The organism is Rhizobium sp. P1_C7, assembly GCF_056406295.1.
Genome location: NZ_JBFUAL010000012.1, coordinates 1 through 24187, shown reverse-complemented (window position 1 = coordinate 24187; position 24187 = coordinate 1). Strand labels below are relative to the sequence as shown.

Sequence of the window (24187 nt, the reverse complement as noted above, 5' to 3'; positions counted from 1 at the left end):
CGCTTCCCAGAAGCGGGCCGCCGCTACTTAACTCCGTTGGAACCACTCTCACGCCTCGCGTGCGACTTCGCAGCGCCCTTGTCATTTTCCGGCAATATCCTGTGCGCGGGATCTTTTCCCGCGTGCTCTCGTGCGTGCGCCTCCGGCCCGGCAACGATGACACCATTCTGGTCCTCGTCGACATGCTCCTTCGCCCGGCGATTTGTAACGTCTTTGGTCATTGTTCCAGTCTCCTTTCGTGGCCTCATGGCACGTTAATGACCGGAAGCGAGCCTGGTTCCATCGGACCGCATGAAAGCGCTGGCTCCAGCGAAGATAACGTCTCACGTTTTGGATGATCTGGTTTTCCATCAGTGGCAGTGGGTTGGTTCCTCACGCGGATTTCCCGCTCTCGGCATCCAACAAGTGAACAGCGCGTATGCTTTCGTTCTTTAAATTATCACTATTCCAAAAGGTCGGCGGTTCGGTTCCGTTGAGACGAAAGTATATCCCATTGACATATCCCAGTTGTAAAGCTAAGGGATATGTCATTCGTATATCCGTGGGGAACTGAAGATGGAGCAGGGCGCAGTGTTTCAAAGCAATCGTAGCCAGGCCGTTCGGTTACCGAAGGCCGTCGCTCTGCCTGATGACGTTAAGCGCGTCGACATCGTTGCTGTCGGACGCACGAGGATTATCGCCCCCGCCGGAGAAGCGTGGGACAGCTGGTTCGAAGGTGAAACAGCAACATCTGATTTCATGAACGAGCGTGACCAGCCAGCCTTGCAGGAGCGCGAGGCGTTCTAATGTTGAAGTACATGCTAGATACTAATATCTGCATTTTCACGGTGAAGAATCGGCCACAGCAAGTACGAGAGGCATTTAACCGCCACCATGGCCAGCTATGCATTAGCTCTGTCAGCTTGATGGAGTTAATCTACGGCGCGGAAAAGTCAGCAATTCCAGAAAGAAATTTATCTGTTGTCGAAGGCTTTGCTGCGCGACTTGAGGTGCTCGCCTACGACCAAATGGCAGCAAGCCATACCGGTCAATTGCGTGCCGAGCTGGCACGGAGCGGAACACCGATCGGACCTTATGACCAGTTAATTGCCGGTCATGCGCGCTCGCGGGGCCTGATATTGGTCACGAATAATCGGCGTGAGTTTGATCGCGTTCCAGGCTTGCGTATCGAGGACTGGACAGCCTAGGTGCGCCAAGCTGATCACGACAGTAGACTGCGGCCCTATGGGTTATGTCGCAATCCCAATATCATTGCTGCCCATCTACTCGAAATGACATGCTATGGTTGAATTGGTTCAAGACCATGGACTTCAACAGTCCCCTAGCCTCTACGTCTAGTTGGCTGAATTCATGGGTACATGCAATATTGCGCCTGCCTTTCGAGCCGCAGCTGCTAAACGCTTGTCTCTGGTCCACAAGATCGATCTCCGGTCTAGCATCGTCGAAGCCAACAAGTGGGCCTCCGTGTAGCCGATCCCCAAGCTGAAGATCGAATGCCGATCAATCATCGTCATGACCTCATCGTGCGTGGCGATGAACGCTTCGCGCTGCGCTGCCAGGAACGCCATCACGGTATCGCGGTCCCTTAGACTGCCGAGCGCCAGCTCGCCGACAACGACAGGGTGGCAGAGCAAGCGGTCGTCCTCGATGATCTTGCGTAACTCGGCGTCTCCATAGCGGAAATGATCAATCCAGATTGAGGTGTCAACCAATATCACTTTGCAACTTCGCTCCGGCGGCGAGGAGCTGCTTCTGCATCGGGCATGGAGCCACCTAGCGCGACGAGCCGCTTTCCGGACTCGACTCGCACAAGTGTCTCCAACGCCTGGCGGACAAGTGCAGCCGTTTCTTTAGTTCCGGTCAGGGATCTTGCACGCTCCATGAGCTTGTCGTCGAGATTGATAGTGGATCGCATGCTCAGCCTCCTACGTTGAATGTGTTATGGTTTGCACCATTTGGTGCCGAAATATGCGCCTCGCTGTACTCTCCTACAATCAAGTATCGGTTATCGATCGGATTATCTTTGAGACTTCGGTCGAATCCCATCAGGGGCGAGGTCAGTCGGCACTCAGGCGGATCGGGCTGACGAGGAAAACAGAGGCGGGATCCTCGGCATGGCCGCGATCGGATCTGACGTTCAAAGACGCTTGATCTGGTCGGCCGAGCAGATCAACGCGATTTCGACCGGAGCTTTTCCATAGGAGCCGCAACAGATTGTTCGTCAATAAATTGCGAACCAAGTGCCCGGGTGATACAAATATTTGGTCTGCGACCGTGCCTTTAGAAGTCTTCGACGGTCCGCACGAGCGAGCTTATCAGTTGATCGTCCAGCGTTCCCTTCTCCTTCCCTGTTGTGACAGAAAGCCGTTGCATGCGTAGGATAGTGTCTAAGTTTTTCGCCGCCCTCCTTTCGATCGGTGGTTCTTGCGGCACGATAGCTCGGCGCTTTGGGAGTAGCGTATGAGGCAGCCCGTTGCCACTTCCAAGTTAACTTCGTTCCTGCGCCGGGCCGTCATTTGGTGGCTTGCACAGGTGAAGCATGCGCTTCCGCCGACGATCTTCTTCTTCGTCGGCTTCAATCTGATCCTTTGGACCAAACGCCTGATCCTAGAGGAGCACGGCGTCGAGTTCAGTGGTTTCTTCACCGCGCTGGTAGCGGCGCTACTGATCGGAAAAGCCGTTCTGGTAACCGACAACCTGCCTTATATGCGCCGCTTCGATGGCGCGCCAATGATCCAACCCGTGTTGTTCAAGAGCGCGATCTACTGGCTGTGCATACTGATCGCGCGGCTGGCCGAGGAGTTTGTCAATTTCGTCGCTGCAGGCGGCGCAATCGCCGATTTCAGGGACCACTTGGTTAATCACTTTTCGCTGGCGCGATTTTTATCAATTCAGATATGGTTGATGGTTCTATTCCTCGTCTATGTCACGATGCACGAACTTAACAATCTCTTCGGACACGGTGAACTGTATCGCCTGTTCTTCCGCTGGCGCTCGTCCGAGGCCAAGCTTGCGCGTCGTCAGCGCGTTCGCTTGCTCACGCGTCTCAACCGACTCGCTGAAGCTAACCCCATTGAGGCGTTCAGTGAACGGACATCGCCTGTTCACACGGAACTGGTCGCCATACTCCACCAACTCGCTTCGCCGCCCGTCGCGTCCACATCTGACGACGGTATGGTTGATGGACGATAACCGTGTGACCGACACGCTTCATGATCGCATAGCTTCTATGTCAGCGCTGAAGATTGGGCGGCTATTGCTGCTCAGGCGGTCGCATTCGTAATCCCTCGGCAAACATTCGGCCTGGTGTTTTGGACTAGACTGACACGCCCCGGATTGACGTTATGAGGAAAGGTGGAAGGTCTTCGCATCAACGATTGGCCAAAGCTCGAGCCATCGGCAAGAGAAGCAGTAATCCGCCAATTGAGACTACGATTACGATCACGGCCACTTTCGGATCGTTGAAGTTCTGACCCGCAACGACGAGTGCGGCGGCAAAGTTGCGCTGTGCAGTGCTGAGCGCCATGACCCGCCGGGTGCCGGAATCGGAGCCTCCGAGCAGCCAACCTGTTCCAAATCCCAATGCGATAAACACCAAGCCCGCGAGGATCCCTCGGGTACCGAAAACATCCGCAATCTTGTCCCAATTCGTTATGACGATCAACGACGTCATAACGATGAGAGTGACATTGGATATCGAGTCCAGTGCAGGTTTGATGCGGCGTGCCCCGTCCGCATACCACGCATTGAGGATGAGCCCGGCGGTGAGTGGGATGAGCATGAGCACGACGAGCGAGCGGGCAATCCTCCATCCATCAACCGAGACGCCTGGAAGCAACATAGGCAGCACCACAGGCAGGTAAACGACTGTGATGACCATCAGCAGCACCATCAGGCCCACCGCGGACGGAACATTGCCCTTCGCAATTTCGGAGAGTTTCGGAGAAAAAGGCGCTCCCGCCGAACAGCCAAGCACTAGCAGTCCGATTGCGAAGGGTTCATCGAGCCAGAGCAACTTTGAGACTGTGAAGGCGATCAGGGGCATTAGAACAAAATTGGCCAGGATTGCGAGCGAGATGAGCCGAACATTGCGGAGCGGCATGGAAATCTGGGAGATTGTCAGGCTTGCTCCCATCGCCAACATGTTCGAAAGGACAAAAATCAGCGCGAAGACGGTCGCCGCTTTGCTCAGAATTTCCATTGTCATCTAGATCTCTCACATCCTCCACAACAGTGGTGTCCCCGTGACTGTGCCAGATCCTGCGCGTTACGCTGTCAATAAAATGTCGTCGCCACCCGTCGTCATGCCGATGGCATGAGTGCCATCAAGCGGGACGAGGACATCCGGCAAGCTGAGTTGTTGGTCGAAGCCCTGTACGAGACGCGGCGCGCTTCATACTTCGCGTTGCCCATGACGAAGCCGAGATCCGATGCCAACGTGTCGCTTCAAGTTATACCCTTTTTTGCAGATTTGTATAACAAACCGAACGCGATCCTTCGCTGTATGATGCAACATCACGGAGGGTCATATCAAAATCCTTGCATCGACGCTCTGAAGGCGGGCGATGGCTGCTAAGGCGCTTCGGCAAAAAACCGGTTCAAGATTTTCGGGACTGCCAGCGAAAACTACGCTGGTCGCCAATTTACTCCGGCTGCGCTCGTTACGTTCCATCTCGCCCATCACCTTGGCGGCCGATCTCGCCCCTTGCACGACGCCGATCTGCGTGCTACTGACACTGAACTATATGGTTCAGTTTTCGACAGCTCGTCTTGACGCCTGCTTTTCTGCGCTCTCGGACGCGACGCGCCGTGGCGTTCTGGAGCAACTCGGGAGTGCGGATGCGTCGATCACGGAGCTTGCAGAGAAGTTCCACATGACGCTCACTGGCATGAAGAAGCACGTCGGCGTGTTGGAGCAGGCTGGGCTGATTACAACAGAGAAGGTCGGCCGCGTGCGGACCTGCAGGCTCGGCCTGCGCGGACTCGAAGAAGAAGCGGCCTGGATCGAAGCGCGCCGCCAGACCTGGAGCGCACGCTTCGACGCGCTGGACGAAGTCGTCGAGGTCCTGAAACGGAAGGAGAAAATCGATGGGCGACAGAGCGAGTAACGGCCGCACGACGGTCGAACGGAGGTCCGAGCGCGAACTTGTCGTGTCGCGCACCTTCAACGGTCCGGTTCGCCTTGTGTTTGACGCGTGGACAAAACCCGAGTTGTTCAAGCTGTGGTGGGCGCCAAAGTCGTGCGGTGTCCCCCTGCTGTCCTGCGAGATGGATGTTCGCACAGGGGGCAGCTATCGCATCGCGTTCGGACACGACGCCTCGAACTCGATGGCTTTCTTCGGCAAGTATCTCGAAGTGTCGCCGCCTTCGCGCCTCGTGTGGACCAATGCCGAAAGCGACAACGGCGCCGTCACCACGGTGACCTTCGAGGAAGAAAACGGCAGAACCCTGCTGGTCCTGCGAGAGCTCTATCCCTCGAAGGAAGCGCTCGATGAAGCTTTCGTCGGCATGGAAGACGCGATGCCCGAGCAGTTCGCGCAGTTGGATGAACTTCTCATCTCCCTTGGTGCGAGCGCGTGACAGGCCGTCCATCACTCAAGCGGCCATGTCTCAAACAAGTACAAAACAGCGAGTTGGCGCAGCGTGCCAGCTGCCGTTCCGGGCTTGGCGGGGTTCGTTTCACGTCGCGCCGGCGTGGTAGGTGGCATTTTCTCGAACCTGCAGAATGCGGTCGATAAGGCCCCATTCCAATGCCTCTTCCGCCGTCATGAAGCGGTCGCGATCCATCGCTTGCTCGAATTCTTCGTAGGTGCGGCCGCAATGCTCGGCGTAGAGCCGTGTCATGCGATGCTTGGTCTTCTGCATTTCCTCGGCATGGATCAGCATGTCCGATGCCTGTCCTTGAAATCCGCCCAGTGGCTGGTGAATATGGATGCTGGCATTTGGAAGCGCAGTGCGTTCGCCCGCCTGGCCGGACATCAACAGGAACGAGCCCATCGAGCGGGCGGTTCCCATGCACAGCGTATGCACCGGGGCGTGAATGTACCGCATCGTATCGTACATCGCGAGACCGCTGGTTACGACGCCACCTGGCGAATTGATGTAGAGATGGATTGGCCTTTTGGGGTTTTCGGCTTCGAGAAACAGCAATTGTGCGCAGACAAGCGCCGAGACCGTATCGTTTACCTCCCCGTTGAGGAAGATGATCCTCTCACGAAGCAGGCGGGAATAGATGTCGAAAGACCGCTCTCCTCTGCTGGATTGTTCGACGACCATAGGGACGAGTTGCATTGCTTCGCGCATCGGCGAACTCCAATCATACGAGACTTTCGGGAGGGCTTGCCGCGTTAGGCGGCGAGCATGAGAGTCGGGCTGTTGCCGTTGGCGACCGTTTTCGCCAGCCGCTCGAAGGTCGCTCCGGTCAGCTCGTGTACGATCCGCAGGCTGGTCCCGCCCGATCCATTCGGGGCGATCGTGAAGGTGACGGTGCTTTCGAGATGGGGCGGGGTATCGTCGCGCAATTTGTAGCGGATTTCCTTGCCCGGCGTTTCGGAGAGCGACTGTGGATCGGCAAGCGCCTTCCTCGGCAGCCATTTCTCCCGGAATTCCGCGATGCTGATCGCCCGCCAGACCTTCTCCGGCGACGCGTCCAGTTCGTATCTCTGTTCGAAACCGCTTTCCTGCACCTTCGCCTGCACCTCGGCTTTCACGTCGTTCATTGATCCATATCCTTCAGCAAGAGCTTGAGAGCGTCGATGCGAGCCGGCCAGTAGGCGCGGTATTTCGCCAGCCATTGCGCGATAAGGGCCAGCCCGTCCGGATCGACTTCATAGTTCACGAAGCGGCCCTCCTTTTGTTCACGCACCAGCCCTGCCGCTCGCAATACGGCGAGATGCTGGGACATCGCCGGCTGGCTGATATCCATGCCCTGGCGCAGCGTGCTTGCGTTCATGCTGCCGTTCGCCAGCTTTTCAAAAATCGTGCGCCGGGTCGGATCCGCCAGAGCGCGGAAAATATCATGTTCGATCATGACTACACATAAGCACCGACTTATGCGATTCGCAAGCCTGCCTGGAACAGAACCGGAATTTGGTGGTGGCCGGCTTGCGATGCTGCAGTCGTCGAGCGCGACACACAGCTGATCACCGAGCGCTTCTGAGTTTACGAACGAGACGGGGATGAGAACGGGTCGCCCAGGCGCTGGAGTGTCCGAAGGACGCTGGCCGATACGTGGCGCCGCCCAGCAGTGAAGAGCCGTCGCCAATGGCATCGGCGCAGGGCAGGTAATCCTTCCTCGAATTCAAGCCGCCCAACAATGTTTCAACGACAGAATTCGCAACATCAGGAACATTGGCGGTGCTGCAAGCGAAGCTTTGATAATCAGGGCCTTCGCTTACACAGACCAACGCGTCGAAGGTTCGAGCCAAATCAAGGCGGTCACCATTGCTAGCGGCGCACAGCGTTCAGCCGAGGCGACCGCAAAAAAGCAAGTGCGGCTGTGGAGATGTTGCCAGCACCACAGCCAAGAGCGGTTGCAACTGCTTTCAGAAGCGCTCAGCGATCATTTCTTCGCTCTTGCTCCAGAGCGCCTTGGCCCGTTCAGCATCAAGCGCGTAGGGGCGGACACCCTCGCTAATGCGGCTGACGGGGTTATCCGTCACGGTCGCGACATGGCAATTTTCGCAATAGAGACCACCGACCGCGTCGGCAGCGGCAACAAAGCCGGCCCATACGGACGTGGCGGCACCCTGCGGTATGGACTTCAGCTCATAGGACGGCTTGCCTTCGGCTGCGAGCTCCTCGTTGATCTTGCCGATCATTGCCTCTAGCGCTCCGTCATCCAGGTGACGGCTGAGCTCGGTGCGGATGCCGCCGGGATGTACTGCCGTTGCACGGACACCCCGCGCCTTGTGCCGTCGGTCGAATTCGACAGCAAACAGGATATTGGCAGTCTTAGAGCGGCCATAGGCAATCCAGGGATCGTAGGCCGTGTGTTCGAAGTTCGGGTCTTCGATATCGACATCGGCGAAGCGGTGGCCGGATGATGCCAGGTTAACCAATCGTCCCCCGGGCACAATCAAGGACGCGATGCGGTTGACGAAGGTGAAATGGCCGAGATGGTTGGTGCCGAACTGCGTCTCGAAGCCATCAGCCGTGCGGCCGAAAGGGGCCGCCATGACACCGGCATTGGCAATGATGACATCGAAGGGACGACCATCCGCCAGAAGCGCATCGGCGCAGGTGCGAACACTTGCCAGTGATGCCAGGTCAAGTTCGATGAGGTCGAGGCTGCCGCCATTGGCGGTCTCGGCGCGGACGATTGCCGTTGCGCGTTCCGCCTTGGCAAGATCGCGGGCGGCGCCGACAACGTTCGCCCCGTGAGCGACAAGCGCTCGCGCGGTCTCGACGCCGAGGCCGGCGGATACGCCCGTGACGAGCACGCGTTTGCCGCTGAGGTCGATCCCGGAAAGCACGTCGTCTGTGGTGGATTTAGCTCCAAACACGTTTGTCATGGATAGTCTCCTTGTGCTGTGCAACGTACAGGCAGCCGTGCGGAACGAATCCATTGTCCGCCGCCCCCCGATGGATTAAAAGGAGGATGCCTCCGCTTTAAATACGGAGGCGTCCTCCGTTTATCAAGAGGCATGCCAGAGGTGACCCGAAAAAAAGACGAGACCGCCGCTCCTCGCAAACCGCGCGCCGATGCTGAACGCAATCGGCTGCGTTTGCTGGACACAGCAAAGGGCGCCTTTGCGGCAAAAGGCCCGGACGTCAGTCTGGAGGATATCGCCCAATCGGCCGGTGTCGGGATAGGCACGCTCTATCGCCACTTTCCGAACCGCGATGCCCTGATCACGGCCGTCTACCGCAACGAGACGGAGCAGCTGGTGCAGGCGGCGCGACGACTGGCCGAGGGAAATCCTCCGGTGGTCGCCCTGCGCCAATGGATGCTCGTGTTCATCGACTATATCGCTACGAAGCAGGGGATGTACCCGGCGCTCAACTCGATTGGAGGAGGCACGTCCGATCTCTACGCAGCTTCAGGCACGCAGATCAGGGACAGTATCGAGATGTTGGCCAGCCGCGCTGTCGCTAGTGGTGAAATACGCCTCGATATCGATCCTCTAGACCTGCTGCGCGCAGTGGCAGCCGTCGCTAATGTCAGCGCCGGCGCAAACTGGAAGGAGGCTGCCACACGTTTGGTAGACATTCTGGTCGGGGGGCTCAGAATCAAATCTGGCGAAGAACAGGCGGATGAGCGCAATTGAATGGCTCCGCGTTTCCGGACACCGACTGCTCTAAGAATCCAGGTCATTCGCAGTGCTGCGAGGCTGAGCTGTAGGCGACCCGCTCTGGTCAATGTGTTGAAAGAGCTGGGCCCTCTTATGGTAGACCGCGAGTAGACACCCACAATGATTCTAAGCACGCCAACACGAAGGAATTGCGTTTTGATGCAGCCGATGGAGTGTGGAGAGTTGCGTTCGCATTCGACCCCAAGAGAAAACCGATTCTCCTGGTGGCAGGAGATAAATCCGGCGTTAGCGAAAAGCGCTTCTACAAAAAGCTCATCAGTGTTGCCGATAAAAGGTTCGACGCACATCTTGCCAGGCTAAAAGTACGACTGCAAAAGGGAGATAAATAATGGCTATTTCCGCGGACGACGTATTTGCCGAGACAATGTCTCCCGAACTCATAAAAGCCTCCGATCTCCGGACAAAAGAGATTATCCAGGAATTTGAGACGCTTCAGCAGTTGCGAAAAGCCCGCTCTCTTACCCAGGAACATATTGGTGAAAGCTTGGTAAAAAGCAGGTCTCGATTGCGCAGTTGGAAAAGCGGTCGGATTTTCTTCTCTCGACACTGAGGGGCTATGTGAACGCTTTGGGTGGCGAGCTCGATTTGGTCGTGAGATTTAAAGATCACGCACCTGTCGTACTATCTGGGATAGGTGACGACAGCCTCGGGGAGGTTTCATCGGCGAAACGAGATAGGGGTAAGCCTTAAAAAAATCTCGTCCTAGTAAGGCCGCTTGAGGAATGGTTTAACCGCCAGCGCCGCGGGCCTGGGGCATCGGTGCCAACATACGGGCACGAGCTTCGGAGGTAGTCTATGCGGCCCGCGCGGGAAAGACGACGCTCGCACGTCAGTTCGCCGATGGCGTCCGCAAATACCGCTGGATGACGCTAAACGTCTGATCCCCGAGCCGTATTGTCCATGGCATCTCCCGGTATCTCGGGAATCAAGGCCATTTACTCCATGGGTGCCACTGCAATTCGGACTGAAGTAAACGCTCTTGCAATCCGAGATAAACGAAAGCATGTTCCGGTTTGGACGTAACGACATTCCAAATTGGCCTCGAAAATCTTGGATCCGGAAAGGGTTTAACGCATTCGTCTCCAAGGCGGGATTGAAGCGCCTGTTCGGCTCTCAAAGGGTCGCGAGCGTTCTATTGGATAGCTTTCCGGCGTAGTTCCTTTTCATTTCCACTTTCTGCTCGAGGGCTGCGATGACATCAGGGGCGAGGTCCACGCCGTGCAGTTCGGCGATGTGTGGCAGCCCCCCTGGTGTAAAGACGTTGATCTCCAGGATCTTGTTTCCGACGATGTCGAGTCCCACCAGGAACATGCCGTCTTCCACCAGTTTTGGGCGAACGACCTCGGCAACAGCCAGGATCTGGGGTGTGACTTCCACGGCCGCCGCGCTTCCCGCGGCCCTCATGTTCGAGCGGACTTCGCCTTTCGCAGGCACGCGACGGAACGCAGCATAAGCACCGTCCCGCTGGAGCGGTTTTCCGTTCATCAGGAACAGGCGGACGTCGCCGGCGGTCGCATCGGGAAGGTAGCCCTGAGCGATAAGATAGCCCTCGCCGCTGACCGCCTCGAAAATTTGGTTGAGGTTGGCCTCCTTGCTGGAGGCAATTCTAAAAACGTTTTTGCCACCGGATCCCTGAAGTGGCTTCAAGATCACACCTTGTTTCTGCTGATCGATGAAGGCACGGATTTCCTCGATGCTCTTCGAAATGAGTGTGGTGGGCCGAACCGCCTCGGGAAAACCCTGGAAGTAGAGTTTGTTCTGGGCGCGTGCCAGACCGTCCGGATCATTGACGGTCAGCACCCCGCGTTCTGCCGCCAGCCTTCCGAAGATTGTGCCGACCTGTGCCGCCCAAGGACGTTCGTCGACATCTTCAGACGGATCATTGCGGAGGAAGAGGATGTCGATCTCCCCTATGTCAATCGTCTCGATCTTTGCTTGATCGCCTCGCAAAGCAGTGACAAAGGCATCAGCCTTCTTGTACTTATTGCCCTTGAGCATGGTCGCCCGGATCATCAGGCTGTCATCGGGACGCAGAACGAAATCACCCGGTGTGAGGTAGCAGATGTCATGCCCGCGAGCGATGGCCGCGAGCGCCAGTGCAGTCGTCGTGTAGTAGCCGGCTTCGCCCTCGATGGAATTTACGAAAAATGCAATCTGCATTCACGGCTCCTGTTGCTGGATCATATCGAGAGGCCGCATGCCGTCTTTCGCCTTCTGCAGCCGCATGCGTCCCTCGTTGTTCTCTAGGAAAATCGGGCTGATGGGCACAACGCCAAGGAGGCCTCGATCTGCAAGCTCCTGCATGACGCCAAAATGCGAGGCAGCGATCTTGCCCATCCAGAATGGTCCAAGCGCTCCGCCTCGTTTCAGATGGGCGAGAAGTGCAAGCAGCCCCCGCAGATAGATCGCATCCTTGGCAAGGCCGCCACCTCGGTAGAGCCTCAGAACCAGGTTGAAGGCTGCAGAATCGGAAAAGTTATGGTCGTCGACCAACATGCGGTACGCTTCCGAAAAGCTCGCTCCATCAAGCATTGCTGCGCATCCCACGACCCGGGCGGCGAGGAGTTTCAGGCGCTCGACCGTCATGCCGCCGGCAAGATATTCCGCGAAAACGGCAAGGCCCTCCTGCATGCCCTCGTAACCCGACAGGCCAGACCGGAACAGGCGCAACCCTTGCGCCGAACCGTTGAAATAGGTGAGCAAATGTACACCCACCTCATGCGACAGCAACGGTTCGACGCGACGCCGATCCATCGACGTACTGCGGGAAATCAGCAGACGGTTGCCAGACACCAACAGGCCGGATGGTAGGTCGTCGCGAAGTTCGATCGACACGTCAAATTCTTTGGACTGGCGGTGGTACGCGGCTATCATGGCTTTCGCGCGCGCTTCTACGTAGAAGCAGTCGGCGGTTTTATCGTGCGCGACCGCATCATCGTCGCAACTCGGCTCGCGACCCGTAAGGGCAGCAAGGATTGCTTGCGCTTCGAGCAGCAATGGCCGCTCGACCGGCCCGTAGAGCGCACGACCTAATTCCACGAACTTGGGAGTTTGCCGTGAGCCCAGGAGCGAGAGCTGCAAATCGAGCTCCTGCTGCTTCTCCCGGTAAAGCTGGTAAAGGACCGGATCTTCGAGATGATCGAATGATATAGAGAAAAGCTTCCGCTTGATGGTCTCGATCTGGAACGAAAGCGGTCGATAGAGGAACTTGGGCTGCTGCTTGAAGCCACTGGTTTTGAATTCCTGGAGGGCAGCTTCCGCATTGATCGGTGTGACGACGAGAAGCAAATCGAATGTCGAGGCAATCTCGTCGATGCTGCGGTCGACGCGCGACACAGCGTCGACGAACGCCTTTCGTCCCAGAGCCCGATGGGTGGTCAGCGTGAGGACCTGGTGCGCCTCGGTGAAAGACGCGAAGGCGCGCAGCCCTGCGTCGAACAGCATGGCGACCAGCTGCTCGCGAAGTTCGGGATAAACGTTGTCCCAGTTGGGCTGACGGTAGATTGGTGCGAACCGTACTGCAATCGCAGACAAGTGAGCGCCAACTAGTCTCTCATTCCCGGAGGTTGCCGCCTCAGTTTTCTCGACCCGTGGGGTGCGGAACCGCACCTCGCTTTGTCGCACGGCGGCGGAAAACGCATCAGCTGCTTCAGTCGCGTCGCGGCTCGACCAAATCGAAATTTCGAAGGGCGGCAGGAAAGGGGCATCATCAGTCAGGAACCTGTCCTGCGACAACTCACCGATCTCCAACACGATGCAGGCACCAAATTTCTCCTTCAGAGTGCTGGTCACGGCTTCGATGACAGCAAGTGCTTCGTCCCAAAGAGGTGCAGTCAAATAGGAGGCGTTTGCCTGGGCGATATCGCGGGCCACCGGCTCGGCCTCATTTTCGGCGATATGGATGCAGAGAAAGGGCAAGGGGCGATCGATATGAAGACGCCCACCAGAAGGCAGGTCGCGTCGGACCGCCTTGCCATCTCGGATGCAGCCGAGAACCTCTGCAAGCCATTCATCAGGATCTTTCCGGTCGACCTGCTCTGCGTTGTTCAAGGGCCCTCCGTCAAAGCATGCTTGAGCACCGGTACGGCAGAGGCGACGATCGCCCGCAGTTTCGTCAAAACATCGAGGTTCGGTTCTCCGGTCCACTCGTCCATAAATATCTTCTTGAATTCGACGGCAATTGCGCACCCGGTCAAAGGGAAATGTTCATGGACGAAACGGGTTTGTTCGCCCTTACCCTGGAAGGCGACGTTCTCGCGCACATCCAGAGGCCGGCCATCAATTTCGAAGGATCGGAAATGCCCCAGGAGAGTGTCCACAACGTGAGACCATCGCTTTCGATCCATTGACGACGTACCGATGTTGATGTCCGGCGCTTTGGCCTGATCGCTCGGTATGCAAGCCTGTCCTCCACGCCTGTGATTATAACTGTGTATGTCGAGCACGACAAAACGGCCGTGGCGCTGTTTGATGCCGCTGAGGAAGTTGAGCAGCATGTCATAGTAGTCGTCGTGAACCTGAAGCGAAGTTTCGACGTGGGTGGTCTCAAGCTCGTTGCGCCAGACCTTCAAGCCCCATGCCTGTTCAGGCGTTCTATAAATCGCGCTGTCACGGCTTCGGTTGAGATCAACCTCGAAGCGAGAACGATGGACGACGATCCGGTTGGCGACGTCGCGGGTGGTAAATTCGGTGAAGGGATCCTCTTCGCGCAGCCGCTCATCATGCGACAGCGCAAACAGGCCTTGCAATTCTTCACGAACCTGATGTCCTTCATGAATTGCCGTAGCCACGACCGGTGAAATACCGCGCTCTACGGTCCAAAGAGCGTTTTGCGGAACGGGTGGTGAAATGAGTGACGGAGACATACGGTGCGAAGATCCAGGCCACTAGGTGAGATTACTTAATTAGTGTCCCCACCGCAAAAGCAATGGTTGCGCGCCACACGCCCTGTGGGAGGGTGGCGGCCGAACCCGGGACGCATGACGCCCCTCATTACCGCAACCGTTTCGTTCGCCGTCGAAGACAGAAGCGAACCCTTCCGCGATGACAACGGAAATATCTTGCAGTGATACGGCGTCAATCTCGACATCGATGATGAGGTCTGCGATCAGGAGGCAGGCGGCTTGCGGGACTGCGAATTGGCGACATCTCGCAGGCGCGTGAAGCCCGCAAGATCCACCTGAAAACCGCCCGCTCAGCGGTGCTTGCCTCGATCGACATTGATTGCAGACCGGTAGGGCTTGTTCGAGCTTACCGTCGACAGCTATAGCGTAAGTGGAGTTCGGGCGTCCCTCTCCATTGCCCTTGCGACTGAATGCATCGAGCGCAACCAGTAGATAGGCGATAGTGTGGCCACGGGTTACGCCCTTTTCCTGACCGGATTGGCGGTGCGCCGACCAGTCTTCGACGCGAGGCCCGGACGGTGGGTGTGCAGACGCTCAAGCTCATAGGGGATAATGAGGCATTCCGCAGGGATGCCCCAACTCTTGTTGAGTTTGTGCACCATTTCCAGGGTAAGAGCACGGCGCATCTTGAGCACTTCGGAAGCGCGGGAAGTGGAGCCGATGAGCGAGGCCAGATCAGCCTGACTGCGACCAGTCATCTCCATGTGCAGTTTGATAACGTCAATCGGGTGCGAGGTACCAGTCGGGTAGTGCTCATCTTCGTAACGATCAACAAGTGTGATGAGCACATCGAGCTTGTTGCCTTCAGGTGACCCGCTTTCAGCTCCCCAAAGAGCTTCTATCTCATGGAGAGCATTTGTGTGGTCTTCTTCGGTAAGGATCGGTTGAATATCCATCTACGGCTCCTCAGAATTGAGATACGGTCAGGGCGTCAATGCGGTCGTATTCAGCATGGGTACCAATGAACTTGATGAAGGCGGCTTGTCTGCCAAAGTCGAAAGCGACAATCAGGCGGTAGTTGCCGCCCTGCACCTCAAAGCGGACCCGCTCATGGTTGAGGCCCTTGGACTTGGAAAAAACAGAAGTGATATCCTGAATAGACGCCCACGATGCCGCCTTCGTCAGTCGCTCCCAATGCTCCAGGGAAGGCTTTGCTTGTGGGTGATTGGTGGCAAAATCTAAAAGTACCTTTCGAGAGACAATCCGCATTTCCAATCTCGCTTCCCATATTGGGAAGGTAACACAAAAGCGACGAAGGTCAAGCTATTTTCCCAAATTGGGAAGAGTCGCCGGGCGCCAGCCCGAAAACGGGTCTTCCAACCAAGCCGGGCTGTGCATCATGCAAATAGCGGACTTCGCTTTCGAACCGCTCATTCGGGTAGCTCCCCCGCCGCCAGGCCGCGCAGGTACGAACTGAACATTTCGGCCATCGCACCCGCATACACTTCGATCTCTTTTTCGGTGCGGGATCTGCCGGAGAAGTCCTTCCCCACCGTGCTGATCGTCGTCATGACGAGGTCGCCGGCAAGCTCCCGCACCGCCTGTGGCGCGTGCGGGAGCAGCTCCAGCATGAACTGAGCGATGAGCGGTTCGTCAGCCTCCCTTGCCTCGAGAGCCTCTGGCGCATCGCGATAAAGCGGCGCGGCATCGTTCAATGCCCCGCGCACCGCGGCCTCCTCGCATTCGGAATGGAGGAAAGCATGAACGAAAGACCGCAGTCGGTCCAGTGGCGGCCGGGAGCGATCTCGGAGTATTTCACCAAGCAGGCTCGACGTTTCTCGCCACTCGTCGCTTTGCAGGCGGAACAGGATCGCCGCCTCGGAACGTCCTTCGGCATTTCTACGCTCTTTTTGGCAGCCGCACTGCGCGACAACGGCGGCGGCCGACTGATCACCAGCGAGTTCGAGCCGTCCAAAGTTGTCCGCGCAGGACACAACCTCGCTGACGGCGGTCTTCTCGACCTTGTCGACGTCAGGCAGGGCGATGCTCTCAAGACGCTCGCCGACCTTCCGGGGGCGATCGACCTGGTTCTGCTCGATGGCGCAAAGGCGCTCTACTTGGATGTTTTCAAGCTGATCGAGCCACGGCTACGGCCGGGCGCTCTGATCGTCGCCGACGATGCCGACAATTGCCCGGAATACCTGGACTACATCCGGTCAACCCCGGGCACCTACATGTCGACGTCTTTCGCCGACGACATCGAGGTGACGATGCGCATTGTCTGATCGGAACACAACTTACGCCCACTCTGCTGGTCGGGCGTGCATTGCGACGATGCGGCGCGGGTCTATCGTCTTGCCCTCGAAAGTAGCGTGACGGAGAACGTCTATCACGCAAAGACGGGCATCACTGCAACGAACCACAATCTAAACCTGATTGGCATACCGCGGACCGAACTGAAAAAGGCGGCGGCGGATCGTTCAACGAGGTGAATTTGGAGCGTTCCAAAGAAATGATAGGCAATTTCATCGTGCTCTCGATACAAAAGCGCTCCCTTGTAAAATGCCACTATTGGCCGATAACTGCGCTTAGTTTCTTGAAAATGCACCGACATCGGGTGGGTTCCTCGCGCCGACGCAAGTGTGGGAAACGTGATTTCGACTTGACAAGATTGGAACGTTCCAATTAATTGCGCCCTCAATGGCTATGAAGCCAAGGAGGATTTCATGACAAAAGGGCGGGTCACCGTCATTGACATAGCCAAAGCGGCCGGCGTTTCGAAGTCGACCGTTTCGCTGGTCTTGCAGGGATCCTCACTTGTCAACGACGGTACCCGCGCGAAGGTCAACGCAGTGATGAGAGAGCTCGGCTACGTGTATAACCGTGGTGCCGCAAATCTCAGGCAGGCGGGGTCAAATTCGAAGATCATCGGCGTCGTCGTCAACGACCTCACAAACAGCTTCTTTGCCGAGCTTGCTGTCGGCGTGGACATGGTCGTCCAGTCTGCGGGCTTCGTTCAGTTTCTTTCCAATACCAGCGAGAGCATAGGCCGCCAACGCGAAGTCATTGCCTCGATGCGGGAGCACGGCATTTCCGGCCTGATTCTGTCGCCGGCCCGCGGGACCGAGGCGGTTGACCTGAAGCCGCTCGTGGCAGCAGGCATACCGGTGGTCGTTGTCGTGCGGAACGTGCCCGGAGCGCGGGTCTCCTCAATTGTCTCGGACAATCTTGAAGGGATGTCTGCAGCCGTTCAGCATCTGGCATCGCTTGGTCATCGCCGTGTCGCGTTCCTGGGAGGTTTTCAGGACACGGCAGTGTTCCATGAGCGTCTTGAAGGCTATCGCGCCGGGCTTTCAGCGTCCGGTCTGGAGTTTGACGAAAACCTGGTCGTTGCCTCCGTGCCGTCGAGAGCCGGCGGAGTCGATGCGGTGGGGCGCGCCCTTTCGATAGAAAACAGACCGACTGCGGCAGTCTGTTTCAACGATGCTGTCGCCTTTGGCGTGTGCGACGGGCTTCGCGCCCGACGCATCGAGCCAGGAAGTGATTTCGCCGTTATCGGCTTTGACGACGTTATTGAGGCAAAGACCGCGGTTCCAGCGTTGACGACAGTGTCGGTCGACCCGGAAGGGATGGGACGCCGTGCTGCTCAACTCCTCCTCAAGCAGATCAACGCCGGAAAGCCTGACGCCGAGGCCATTGTAACCTCGGTTCGTATCGTGGTGCGCGAGAGCTGCGGCTCGAAAGACAATACGCAAGGGAGGAAATTGGGATGACGTTGCGTTGGGGAATAATAGGCGCGAGCACGATCGCGCGCGAATGGGTGATTGATGCGATCCGTGCAACGGGTGGCGAGGTTGTCTCGGTCATGAGTTCCAATGCGGAGCGTGGTCAGGCCTATGCCGTCGAGAAGAACATCCCGCGATCCGTATCCACCATCACGGAGCTTGTTTCTGATCCTGGAATTGATGCCGTGTACATCTCCACCACCAACGAGTTGCACTGCGACCAGGCTATAGCCGCCGCAAGAGCAGGAAAACATGTGCTCTGCGAAAAGCCACTGGCAATGTCGGTCGCAGACGCACACGCCATGGCCAAGGAAGCGAGAGATGCAGGTGTGGTGCTTGCCACGAACCATCACCTTCGCAATGCTGGGACCCACCGAGCCATGCGAGACGCGATTGCTTCCGGGAAAATTGGAAAACCTCTTTCTGCCCGCGTGTTCCACGCCGTCTATCTGCCGCCGCATCTTCAAGGGTGGCGTCTGGACAAGCCCTCTGCCGGCGGTGGGGTAATTCTCGACATCACCGTACATGACGTGGACACATTGCGATTCGTCCTTGGGCAGAACCCGGTCGAAGTGGTCGCGCTAACGCAATCTGGAGGAATGGGCAAAGCCGGCCTCGAAGACGCGGTAATGGGCGTCATGAAGTTCGAGAGCGGACTTATCGCGCAGTTCCATGATGGCTTTACCACCAAGTATGGCGAAACGGGCTTTGAGGTCCACGGGACCGATGGCTCCCTGATTGGACGAAACGTGATGACGCAGCGCGCAGTAGGATCCGTGCTTTTGCGCACAGCCAACGGTGAGGAGGATCTGCCGGTCGCCCACGACAATCTGTACGAAACAGCGCTGCATGCCTTCCACAATGCTGTCGCCGGGAAGGGAAAACCGTCGGCATCCGGGGAGGACGGCATCTGGTCTCTCGCAACAGGGCTCGCCGTGATCGAGGCCGCCAGGAATGGTGCTGCCGTGACAGTAAAGACGGGACTTTAGATATGAGCAAACACATAACGCCCGCCGAAGCAGCTGCGCTGATACCCGATGGCGCTGTGCTTTCCGTTTCGTCTTCCAGTGGCCTGGGCTGCCCGGATCTGATGCTCAAGGCGATCGGAGAGCGTTTCGATGCGACGGGCCATCCCAGGAATATCACGACGCTGCATCCGATCGCTGCGGGCGACATGAGCGGCATCAAGGGTGTCGACCACATCGCCAAGAAGGGTTTGTTAAAAAGGATCATCGGGGGCTCCTATCCATCGGGGCCATCGACTGCGGAGCCACCGCTGATCTGGCAGATGATCACTGGCAATGAGATTGCGGCATACAACATTCCGTCCGGAATCATGTTCGACATTCACCGCGAGGCGGCCGCGAAGCGGCCGGGTGTTCTGACAAAGGTTGGGATCGATACATTCGTCGATCCCGACCGCCAGGGATGTGCGATGAACGAACTCGGTTCCCATGAGACGGTGGTCAAGCGGGTTTCCTTCGAAGGAGAGGAGTGGCTGTTCTTTCCGTCGATTGTTCCACACGTGACCATCATCCGCGCGACGACGGCCGACGAACGAGGCAACCTCACATACGAACACGAGGGTGCCTACTTGGGCGGCCTTGACCAGGCGCTCGCGGCCCGAAACAACGGCGGCATCATCATCGCCCAGGTCAAGCGCATCACCAAAGAAGGTTCGCTGAAGCCGCATGACGTCCGCGTACCCGGCATGCTGGTAGACTACGTGATCGTCGATCCCGATCAGAAGCAGACGACCCAAACGCTATACGACCCCGCGATCTCGGGCGAAATACTCCGACCGTTGGAAAGCTTCCGCGTTCCAGAATTCAACATCCAGAAGGTCATCGCACGTCGCGTCGCACAGGAGTTGCAAGCGGGAAGCTGCGTCAATCTGGGCTTCGGTATCTCGGCAAATGTGCCGCGCATCCTGCTGGAAGAAGGCCTCCATGGTTCTGTCACCTGGGTCATCGAGCAGGGGGCGGTCGGGGGCGTGCCGCTGCTGGACTTTGCATTCGGCTGCGCGTCGAATGCTGACGCCTACATGCCGTCTCCCTACCAGTTCACCTACTTTCAGGGAGCAGGCTTCGACGCCTCTCTTCTTTCCTTCCTTGAAATTGGAAGAGACGGTTCCGTCAACGTCTCGAAGCTTTCATTCCGGCCCCACGTAACGGCTGGCGCCGGCGGTTTCGTCGACATTACCGCGCGGGCGAAGAAGATCGTGTTCTCAGGCATGTTCAATGCCGGAGCGAAACTGGCTGTCGCCGATGGCAAGCTCGTCATCGAGAAAGAAGGCAAGCTGAATAAACTCGTCAACGAAGTTGAACATGTCACCTTCTCAGGCAAGCGGGCGATCGAACAGGGCCAGGACATCACCTATGTCACCGAGCGCTGCGTGATGAAGCTGACCTCCGACGGGGTCGTTCTCACCGAGATCGCGCCTGGCGTCGACCTGCAGACGCAGATTCTGGATCATTCAGAATTTCCGATCGTTGTCGCCAACGACCTGAAGACGATGGATGCCAAGTTGTTTCACGAGCCGAACATCGGCCTGTCGCTGCCGAGCAAAGGGGCTCGCCTCCTGGAGGGTACCTTCAATGACTAGTGGTACAGTCAAGGTTCACGTCGAAGATCACGTTGCGCTGATGACGGTATCGCGACCGGAAAAGCTAAACGCTCTTGATCTGGACATGCTCAACGCGCTTGGCGATGCAGCCGACGAGGTGGAGTCGAACGCAGCGGTGCGAGTGGCGATCATCACGGGCGAGGGCAAGGGGTTTTCCGCAGGCGGCGATATCAAGGCCTGGGGTGGGATGAAAGCAGAAGAGTTCGGTCACGCCTGGGTCCGTCATGGACACCGGATCTTCGAAAGACTTGCCACAATCAGGGTCCCCCTGATCGCCGCGTTAAACGGCCACGCGCTTGGAGGCGGACTGGAGCTGGCGGGCGTCGCGGACGTCCGCATTGCGGAGGAACAGATCAAGATCGGCCTACCGGAGACCGGCCTCGGCATGGTGCCTGGATGGTCCGGCACGCAACGTCTCGTGAAGCGCTTCGGAGCACAGATTGTTCGCCGCATGGCGCTTGGAGGAGAGATCTTCTCGGCTGAGGAGGCGCGACTGCTCGGGGTGGTCGACATGGTCACATCGACCGGAAACGCGGTGAACGCAGCAAGAGAATATGCCCAGCGCGTCGCCGCACGAGGCCCCGCCGCGCTCGAGGTCGTCAAGCTCATGATCGCGTCCTCAAGCGGTGAGGATAATGGCACCGCAGTCGAAGCGCTGGGTTCGATCCTCGTTGCGAAGACCGGTGACCTAAAGGAGGGCGTCGCGTCCTTCAGCGAAAAACGCCCGGCCCAATTCAAGGGAGATTGGTAATGACAGTTCTGATTGCTCCAAGGCCGCTCGGCGGCCACACCGCCCGCGACTTCAAGATGTTTATTGCCGGCAAATGGGAGGAGGGATCGTCCCAACCTATCGAACGTGTGGCCCCGAGCCATGGCGTCGTCGTGAGCCGCTTCCAGGCAGGGTCGAAGGCCGATGCCGAGCGGGCGATCGCGGCTGCCCGCGAAGCGTTCGATTCCGGCCCCTGGCCGCGGATGACCGCCTCGGAACGGTCCGCCATATTGCTCAAGGCGAGCGATCTGATCGCTGCGCGCGCGGAGGAGCTCGCCTACCTGGACGCCATTGAAGCGGGCAAGCCGATTTCGCAGGTTCGCGGTGAGATTGCAGGTTCCGTTGACATCTGGCGTTATGCTGCAGCACTTGCGCGCGACCTGCATGGCGAAAGCTACAACACCCTCGGCGACGGCACGCTTGGCGTCGTCCTGCGTGAGGCAATCGGGGTCGTGTCGATCATCACGCCTTGGAATTTCCCCTTCTTGATTGTTGGCCAGAAACTCCCGTTCGCGTTGGCGGCGGGATGCACAGCCGTCGTCAAGCCATCCGAACTTACCTCAGGATCGACGCTGGTCCTGGCCGAGATCCTTCAGCAGGCAGGCGTTCCGGACGGCGTGGTGAACATCGTCACCGGAACGGGACCAGAGGTCGGGGCCGTCATGACGTCCCACCCTGACGTAGACATGGTATCGTTCACTGGATCGACCGGGGTGGGCAAGCTCACCATGTCGAACGCCTCTCAGACGTTGAAGAAGGTCTCGCTGGAACTGGGTGGGAAAAACCCGCAGATCGTGTTTCCAGATGCGGATCTCGACGCGTTCATCGATGCCGCCGTTTTCGGCGCATACTTTAATGCTGGTGAATGCTGCAACGCCGGCTCGCGGCTTATCCTTCACAAGGACATAGCGTCCGATGTCGTCAAGCGCGTCGCCGCGCTCGCCAAGGGCGTAAAGGTCGGCGATCCGCTGGATCCCGCAACCCAGGTCGGTGCCATTATCACGCCGCAGCATCTCGAAAAGGTCGCCAGCTATGTTGCCGGTGCAAAGTCAAGCGGTGCGAAGGTGGCGCACGGGGGCGAGCCGATCGACTTTGGTATCGGCCAGTTCATGGCTCCGACGATACTGGAAGCCGTTACACCCGGCATGACCGTTGCACGTGAGGAGGTCTTCGGTCCCGTTCTGTCCGTCCTGACCTTTGAAACGACAGCGCAAGCGATCGAGATCGCCAACGCGATCGACTACGGCCTCTCGGCCGGCGTCTGGAGCCGCGATTTCGACACCTGCCTGACGATCGGACGCAAGGTGCGCGCAGGAACCGTGTGGATGAACACCTTCATGGACGGTGCCTCGGAGCTTCCGTTCGGGGGCTACAAGCAGTCCGGTCTTGGGCGCGAACTCGGCCGCCACGCGGTCGAGGACTACACGGAGACGAAGACGCTCAATATGCACATCGGCAGCCGAACCAACTGGTGGATGCCGCGTGACTAGGAGCTGATCGGCTCGCTAAACTACGCCCGAGGAGGGTGGGGTGACTGGAACGGGAATGGGTCCGTTTCCAACTTGCAACTGGGAGGAATACGATGCGCAAGTTAATGATGACGACTGCGATTGCAGCGCTGATGGTAGCGGGCTGCGGTGCAGCGCGCGCTGATGATGTCAAGGAAGTCCAGATGCTGCACTGGTGGACATCGGGCGGCGAAGCTGCGGCGCTCAACGTGCTCAAGGGCGATCTGGCCAAGGAAGGCTATGCCTGGAAGGACGTGCCTGTTGCCGGCGGCGGCGGTGACGCTGCCATGACCGCTTTGAAGGCGATGGTCGCTGCCGGAACCTATCCGACCGCGTCGCAGATGCTCGGCTACACCGTTCTCGACTATGCCCAGGCGGGCGTGATGGGCGATCTGACCGAGACGGCGAAGAAGGAAGGCTGGGACAAGTCGGTTCCAGCGGCACTGCAGAAATTCTCCGTTTACGACGGCAAGTGGGTTGCGGCACCTGTCAACGTTCACTCGGTCAACTGGCTGTGGATCAACAAGGCCGTCATGGACAAGATCGGCGGCACCGAGCCGAAGACCTTCGACGACCTGATCGCGCTGCTCGACAAGGCCAAAGCGGCTGGCGTCATTCCGCTGGCACTCGGCGGTCAGAACTGGCAGGAAGCGACGATGTTCGATTCGATCGTGCTGTCGACGGGCGGTCCTGAATTYTACAAGAAGGCCTTCAACGATCTCGACGAAGCTTCGCTGAAATCAGATACGATGAAGAAGTCTTTCGACAACCTTGCCAAGATCAAGGAATATGTCGACCCGAACTTCTCCGGCCGTGACTGGAACCTTGCGACCGCCATGGTCATCAAGGGCGATGCGCTTGTTCAGGTCATGGGCGACTGGGCCAAGGGCGAGTTCGTSGCKGCMAARAAGACSCCGGATACCGACTTCCTGTGCTACCGSTTCCCGGGCACGGAYGGCAGCGTGATCTACAACTCCGACATGTTCGGCATGTTCAATGTGCCGGATGATCGCAAGGCTGCTCAGGTCGCGCTGGCAACGGCGACGCTTTCGAAGAGCTTCCAGTCGGCGTTCAACGTCGTCAAGGGCTCGGTTCCGGCCCGTACCGACGTTCCCGATACCGACTTCGACGCCTGCGGCAAGAAGGGCATTGCCGATCTCAAGGCTGCCAACGAAGGCGGTACGCTGTTTGGCTCGCTGGCGCAGGGCTACGGCGCTCCCCCGGCAGTCGCCAACGCCTACAAGGATGTCGTGTCGAAGTTCGTCCATGGCCAGATCACGACCTCCGACCAGGCCGTCGAAGAACTCGTCAAGGCAATCGACGACGCCAAGTAAGCTAAGC

At 58.0% G+C, this 24187-nt stretch carries 28 protein-coding genes and 1 pseudogene; 15 read left to right on the top strand and 14 right to left on the bottom strand.

From position 1 onward, the window contains the following. Positions 1–23: 23 nt before the first annotated feature. Positions 24–221, bottom strand: coding sequence for a hypothetical protein (locus AC1D2R_RS19340; RefSeq protein ID WP_477969468.1), 198 nt, complete (start codon positions 219–221; stop codon positions 24–26). Between the two features lie 334 nt (positions 222–555). Between AC1D2R_RS19340 and vapB the strand changes: the two genes are divergently transcribed. Both vapB and vapC read left to right on the top strand, forming a co-directional pair. Next, on the top strand, positions 556–786 hold the full coding sequence (vapB, locus tag AC1D2R_RS19335; RefSeq protein WP_477969466.1) for a type II toxin-antitoxin system VapB family antitoxin: 231 nt from the start codon (positions 556–558) through the stop codon (positions 784–786). After that, positions 786–1187: a type II toxin-antitoxin system tRNA(fMet)-specific endonuclease VapC gene (gene vapC, locus AC1D2R_RS19330; RefSeq protein ID WP_477969464.1), complete on the top strand. Its 402-nt coding sequence runs from the start codon at positions 786–788 to the stop codon at positions 1185–1187. The genes vapB and vapC overlap by 1 nt, the downstream gene beginning before the upstream one ends. 147 nt (positions 1188–1334) lie before the next feature. Here the strand turns inward: vapC and AC1D2R_RS19325 are convergent, their stop codons facing one another. Both AC1D2R_RS19325 and AC1D2R_RS19320 read right to left on the bottom strand, forming a co-directional pair. Further along, entirely contained in the window at positions 1335–1718 is a 384-nt protein-coding gene (locus AC1D2R_RS19325) for a type II toxin-antitoxin system VapC family toxin (RefSeq protein WP_477969462.1), read from the bottom strand. Beyond that, positions 1715–1915: a type II toxin-antitoxin system VapB family antitoxin gene (locus AC1D2R_RS19320; protein WP_477969460.1), complete on the bottom strand. Its 201-nt coding sequence runs from the start codon at positions 1913–1915 to the stop codon at positions 1715–1717. Before AC1D2R_RS19320 ends, AC1D2R_RS19325 begins: the two co-directional genes overlap by 4 nt. A 545-nt stretch (positions 1916–2460) precedes the next feature. Between AC1D2R_RS19320 and AC1D2R_RS19315 the strand changes: the two genes are divergently transcribed. Further along, positions 2461–3192, top strand: coding sequence for a hypothetical protein (locus tag AC1D2R_RS19315; RefSeq protein WP_477969458.1), 732 nt, complete (start codon positions 2461–2463; stop codon positions 3190–3192). 178 nt (positions 3193–3370) lie between these two features. On the opposite strand, the gene AC1D2R_RS19310 is transcribed toward AC1D2R_RS19315, so the two are convergent. Further along, entirely contained in the window at positions 3371–4207 is an 837-nt protein-coding gene (locus tag AC1D2R_RS19310; RefSeq protein WP_477969456.1) for a bile acid:sodium symporter family protein, read from the bottom strand. A 538-nt stretch (positions 4208–4745) separates the two neighbouring features. Between AC1D2R_RS19310 and AC1D2R_RS19305 the strand changes: the two genes are divergently transcribed. Next, positions 4746–5108 (top strand): ArsR/SmtB family transcription factor, encoded by a 363-nt coding sequence (locus AC1D2R_RS19305; RefSeq protein WP_477969735.1) that lies wholly within the window; start codon positions 4746–4748, stop codon positions 5106–5108. Then, positions 5089–5580: an SRPBCC family protein gene (locus tag AC1D2R_RS19300; protein ID WP_477969454.1), complete on the top strand. Its 492-nt coding sequence runs from the start codon at positions 5089–5091 to the stop codon at positions 5578–5580. Before AC1D2R_RS19305 ends, AC1D2R_RS19300 begins: the two co-directional genes overlap by 20 nt. 99 nt (positions 5581–5679) lie before the next feature. On the opposite strand, the gene AC1D2R_RS19295 is transcribed toward AC1D2R_RS19300, so the two are convergent. From AC1D2R_RS19295 to AC1D2R_RS19280, 4 genes are all read right to left on the bottom strand, one after another. Next, on the bottom strand, positions 5680–6303 hold the full coding sequence (locus AC1D2R_RS19295; RefSeq protein WP_477969452.1) for an ATP-dependent Clp protease proteolytic subunit: 624 nt from the start codon (positions 6301–6303) through the stop codon (positions 5680–5682). A 44-nt stretch (positions 6304–6347) separates the two neighbouring features. Further along, complete coding sequence (locus tag AC1D2R_RS19290) at positions 6348–6719, bottom strand: SRPBCC family protein (RefSeq protein ID WP_477969450.1); 372 nt, start codon at positions 6717–6719, stop codon at positions 6348–6350. Continuing rightward, the gene (locus AC1D2R_RS19285; RefSeq protein WP_477969448.1) at positions 6716–7030 is read right to left on the bottom strand and encodes an ArsR/SmtB family transcription factor; all 315 of its coding nucleotides are present in this window, start codon (positions 7028–7030) and stop codon (positions 6716–6718) included. Before AC1D2R_RS19285 ends, AC1D2R_RS19290 begins: the two co-directional genes overlap by 4 nt. A 514-nt stretch (positions 7031–7544) precedes the next feature. Continuing rightward, positions 7545–8513, bottom strand: a complete 969-nt coding sequence (locus tag AC1D2R_RS19280) for an SDR family NAD(P)-dependent oxidoreductase (RefSeq protein WP_477969446.1) — start codon at positions 8511–8513, stop codon at positions 7545–7547. A 132-nt stretch (positions 8514–8645) separates the two neighbouring features. Between AC1D2R_RS19280 and AC1D2R_RS19275 the strand changes: the two genes are divergently transcribed. The 3 genes and pseudogenes from AC1D2R_RS19275 to AC1D2R_RS19265 all read left to right on the top strand — a co-directional run bounded on the left by AC1D2R_RS19275 (position 8646) and on the right by AC1D2R_RS19265 (position 9864). Continuing rightward, positions 8646–9269 carry a TetR/AcrR family transcriptional regulator gene (locus tag AC1D2R_RS19275; protein ID WP_477969444.1) on the top strand — a complete coding sequence of 208 codons (624 nt, stop codon included), beginning with the start codon at positions 8646–8648 and terminating at the stop codon, positions 9267–9269. Between the two features lie 107 nt (positions 9270–9376). Next, positions 9377–9643: pseudogene (locus tag AC1D2R_RS19270) on the top strand (type II toxin-antitoxin system RelE/ParE family toxin); the annotation flags it as partial. Continuing rightward, positions 9643–9864 (top strand): hypothetical protein, encoded by a 222-nt coding sequence (locus tag AC1D2R_RS19265; RefSeq protein ID WP_477969442.1) that lies wholly within the window; start codon positions 9643–9645, stop codon positions 9862–9864. The pseudogene AC1D2R_RS19270 and the gene AC1D2R_RS19265, both read left to right, overlap by 1 nt. A 563-nt stretch (positions 9865–10427) precedes the next feature. Here the strand turns inward: AC1D2R_RS19265 and AC1D2R_RS19260 are convergent. The 6 genes from AC1D2R_RS19260 to AC1D2R_RS19235 all read right to left on the bottom strand — a co-directional run bounded on the left by AC1D2R_RS19260 (position 10428) and on the right by AC1D2R_RS19235 (position 15936). Beyond that, positions 10428–11474, bottom strand: a complete 1047-nt coding sequence (locus AC1D2R_RS19260; protein ID WP_477969440.1) for a glutathione synthase — start codon at positions 11472–11474, stop codon at positions 10428–10430. Next, the gene (locus tag AC1D2R_RS19255) at positions 11475–13364 is read right to left on the bottom strand and encodes a flavohemoglobin expression-modulating QEGLA motif protein (protein ID WP_477969438.1); all 1890 of its coding nucleotides are present in this window, start codon (positions 13362–13364) and stop codon (positions 11475–11477) included. Then, the gene (locus tag AC1D2R_RS19250) at positions 13361–14179 is read right to left on the bottom strand and encodes an N-formylglutamate amidohydrolase (protein ID WP_477969437.1); all 819 of its coding nucleotides are present in this window, start codon (positions 14177–14179) and stop codon (positions 13361–13363) included. The genes AC1D2R_RS19255 and AC1D2R_RS19250 overlap by 4 nt, the downstream gene beginning before the upstream one ends. 494 nt (positions 14180–14673) lie before the next feature. Beyond that, a complete protein-coding gene (locus AC1D2R_RS19245; protein ID WP_477969435.1) occupies positions 14674–15114 on the bottom strand; it encodes a helix-turn-helix domain-containing protein in 441 nt (146 codons plus the stop codon). Positions 15115–15124: 10 nt separating this feature from the next. Further along, positions 15125–15427: a type II toxin-antitoxin system HigB family toxin gene (locus tag AC1D2R_RS19240; RefSeq protein WP_477969733.1), complete on the bottom strand. Its 303-nt coding sequence runs from the start codon at positions 15425–15427 to the stop codon at positions 15125–15127. 161 nt (positions 15428–15588) lie between these two features. After that, complete coding sequence (locus AC1D2R_RS19235; protein ID WP_477969731.1) at positions 15589–15936, bottom strand: hypothetical protein; 348 nt, start codon at positions 15934–15936, stop codon at positions 15589–15591. On the opposite strand from AC1D2R_RS19235, the gene AC1D2R_RS19230 reads away from it, so the two are divergent. The 7 genes from AC1D2R_RS19230 (at position 15919) to AC1D2R_RS19200 (ending at position 24180) form a co-directional block, all read left to right on the top strand. Further along, positions 15919–16443 carry an O-methyltransferase gene (locus tag AC1D2R_RS19230; protein WP_477969433.1) on the top strand — a complete coding sequence of 175 codons (525 nt, stop codon included), beginning with the start codon at positions 15919–15921 and terminating at the stop codon, positions 16441–16443. The two genes, AC1D2R_RS19235 and AC1D2R_RS19230, sit on opposite strands and share 18 nt — an antisense overlap. Before the next feature lie 441 nt (positions 16444–16884). Further along, positions 16885–17931, top strand: a complete 1047-nt coding sequence (locus AC1D2R_RS19225) for a LacI family DNA-binding transcriptional regulator (RefSeq protein ID WP_477969431.1) — start codon at positions 16885–16887, stop codon at positions 17929–17931. After that, positions 17928–18932 carry a Gfo/Idh/MocA family protein gene (locus AC1D2R_RS19220; protein ID WP_477969429.1) on the top strand — a complete coding sequence of 335 codons (1005 nt, stop codon included), beginning with the start codon at positions 17928–17930 and terminating at the stop codon, positions 18930–18932. Before AC1D2R_RS19225 ends, AC1D2R_RS19220 begins: the two co-directional genes overlap by 4 nt. A gap of 2 nt (positions 18933–18934) precedes the next feature. Beyond that, positions 18935–20548, top strand: a complete 1614-nt coding sequence (locus tag AC1D2R_RS19215; protein WP_477969427.1) for an acyl CoA:acetate/3-ketoacid CoA transferase — start codon at positions 18935–18937, stop codon at positions 20546–20548. Next, the gene (locus AC1D2R_RS19210; protein WP_477969425.1) at positions 20541–21320 is read left to right on the top strand and encodes an enoyl-CoA hydratase/isomerase family protein; all 780 of its coding nucleotides are present in this window, start codon (positions 20541–20543) and stop codon (positions 21318–21320) included. The genes AC1D2R_RS19215 and AC1D2R_RS19210 overlap by 8 nt, the downstream gene beginning before the upstream one ends. Further along, complete coding sequence (locus tag AC1D2R_RS19205; protein WP_477969423.1) at positions 21320–22828, top strand: aldehyde dehydrogenase family protein; 1509 nt, start codon at positions 21320–21322, stop codon at positions 22826–22828. The genes AC1D2R_RS19210 and AC1D2R_RS19205 overlap by 1 nt, the downstream gene beginning before the upstream one ends. Before the next feature lie 92 nt (positions 22829–22920). After that, on the top strand, positions 22921–24180 hold the full coding sequence (locus AC1D2R_RS19200; RefSeq protein WP_477969421.1) for an ABC transporter substrate-binding protein: 1260 nt from the start codon (positions 22921–22923) through the stop codon (positions 24178–24180). Positions 24181–24187: the final 7 nt, after the last annotated feature.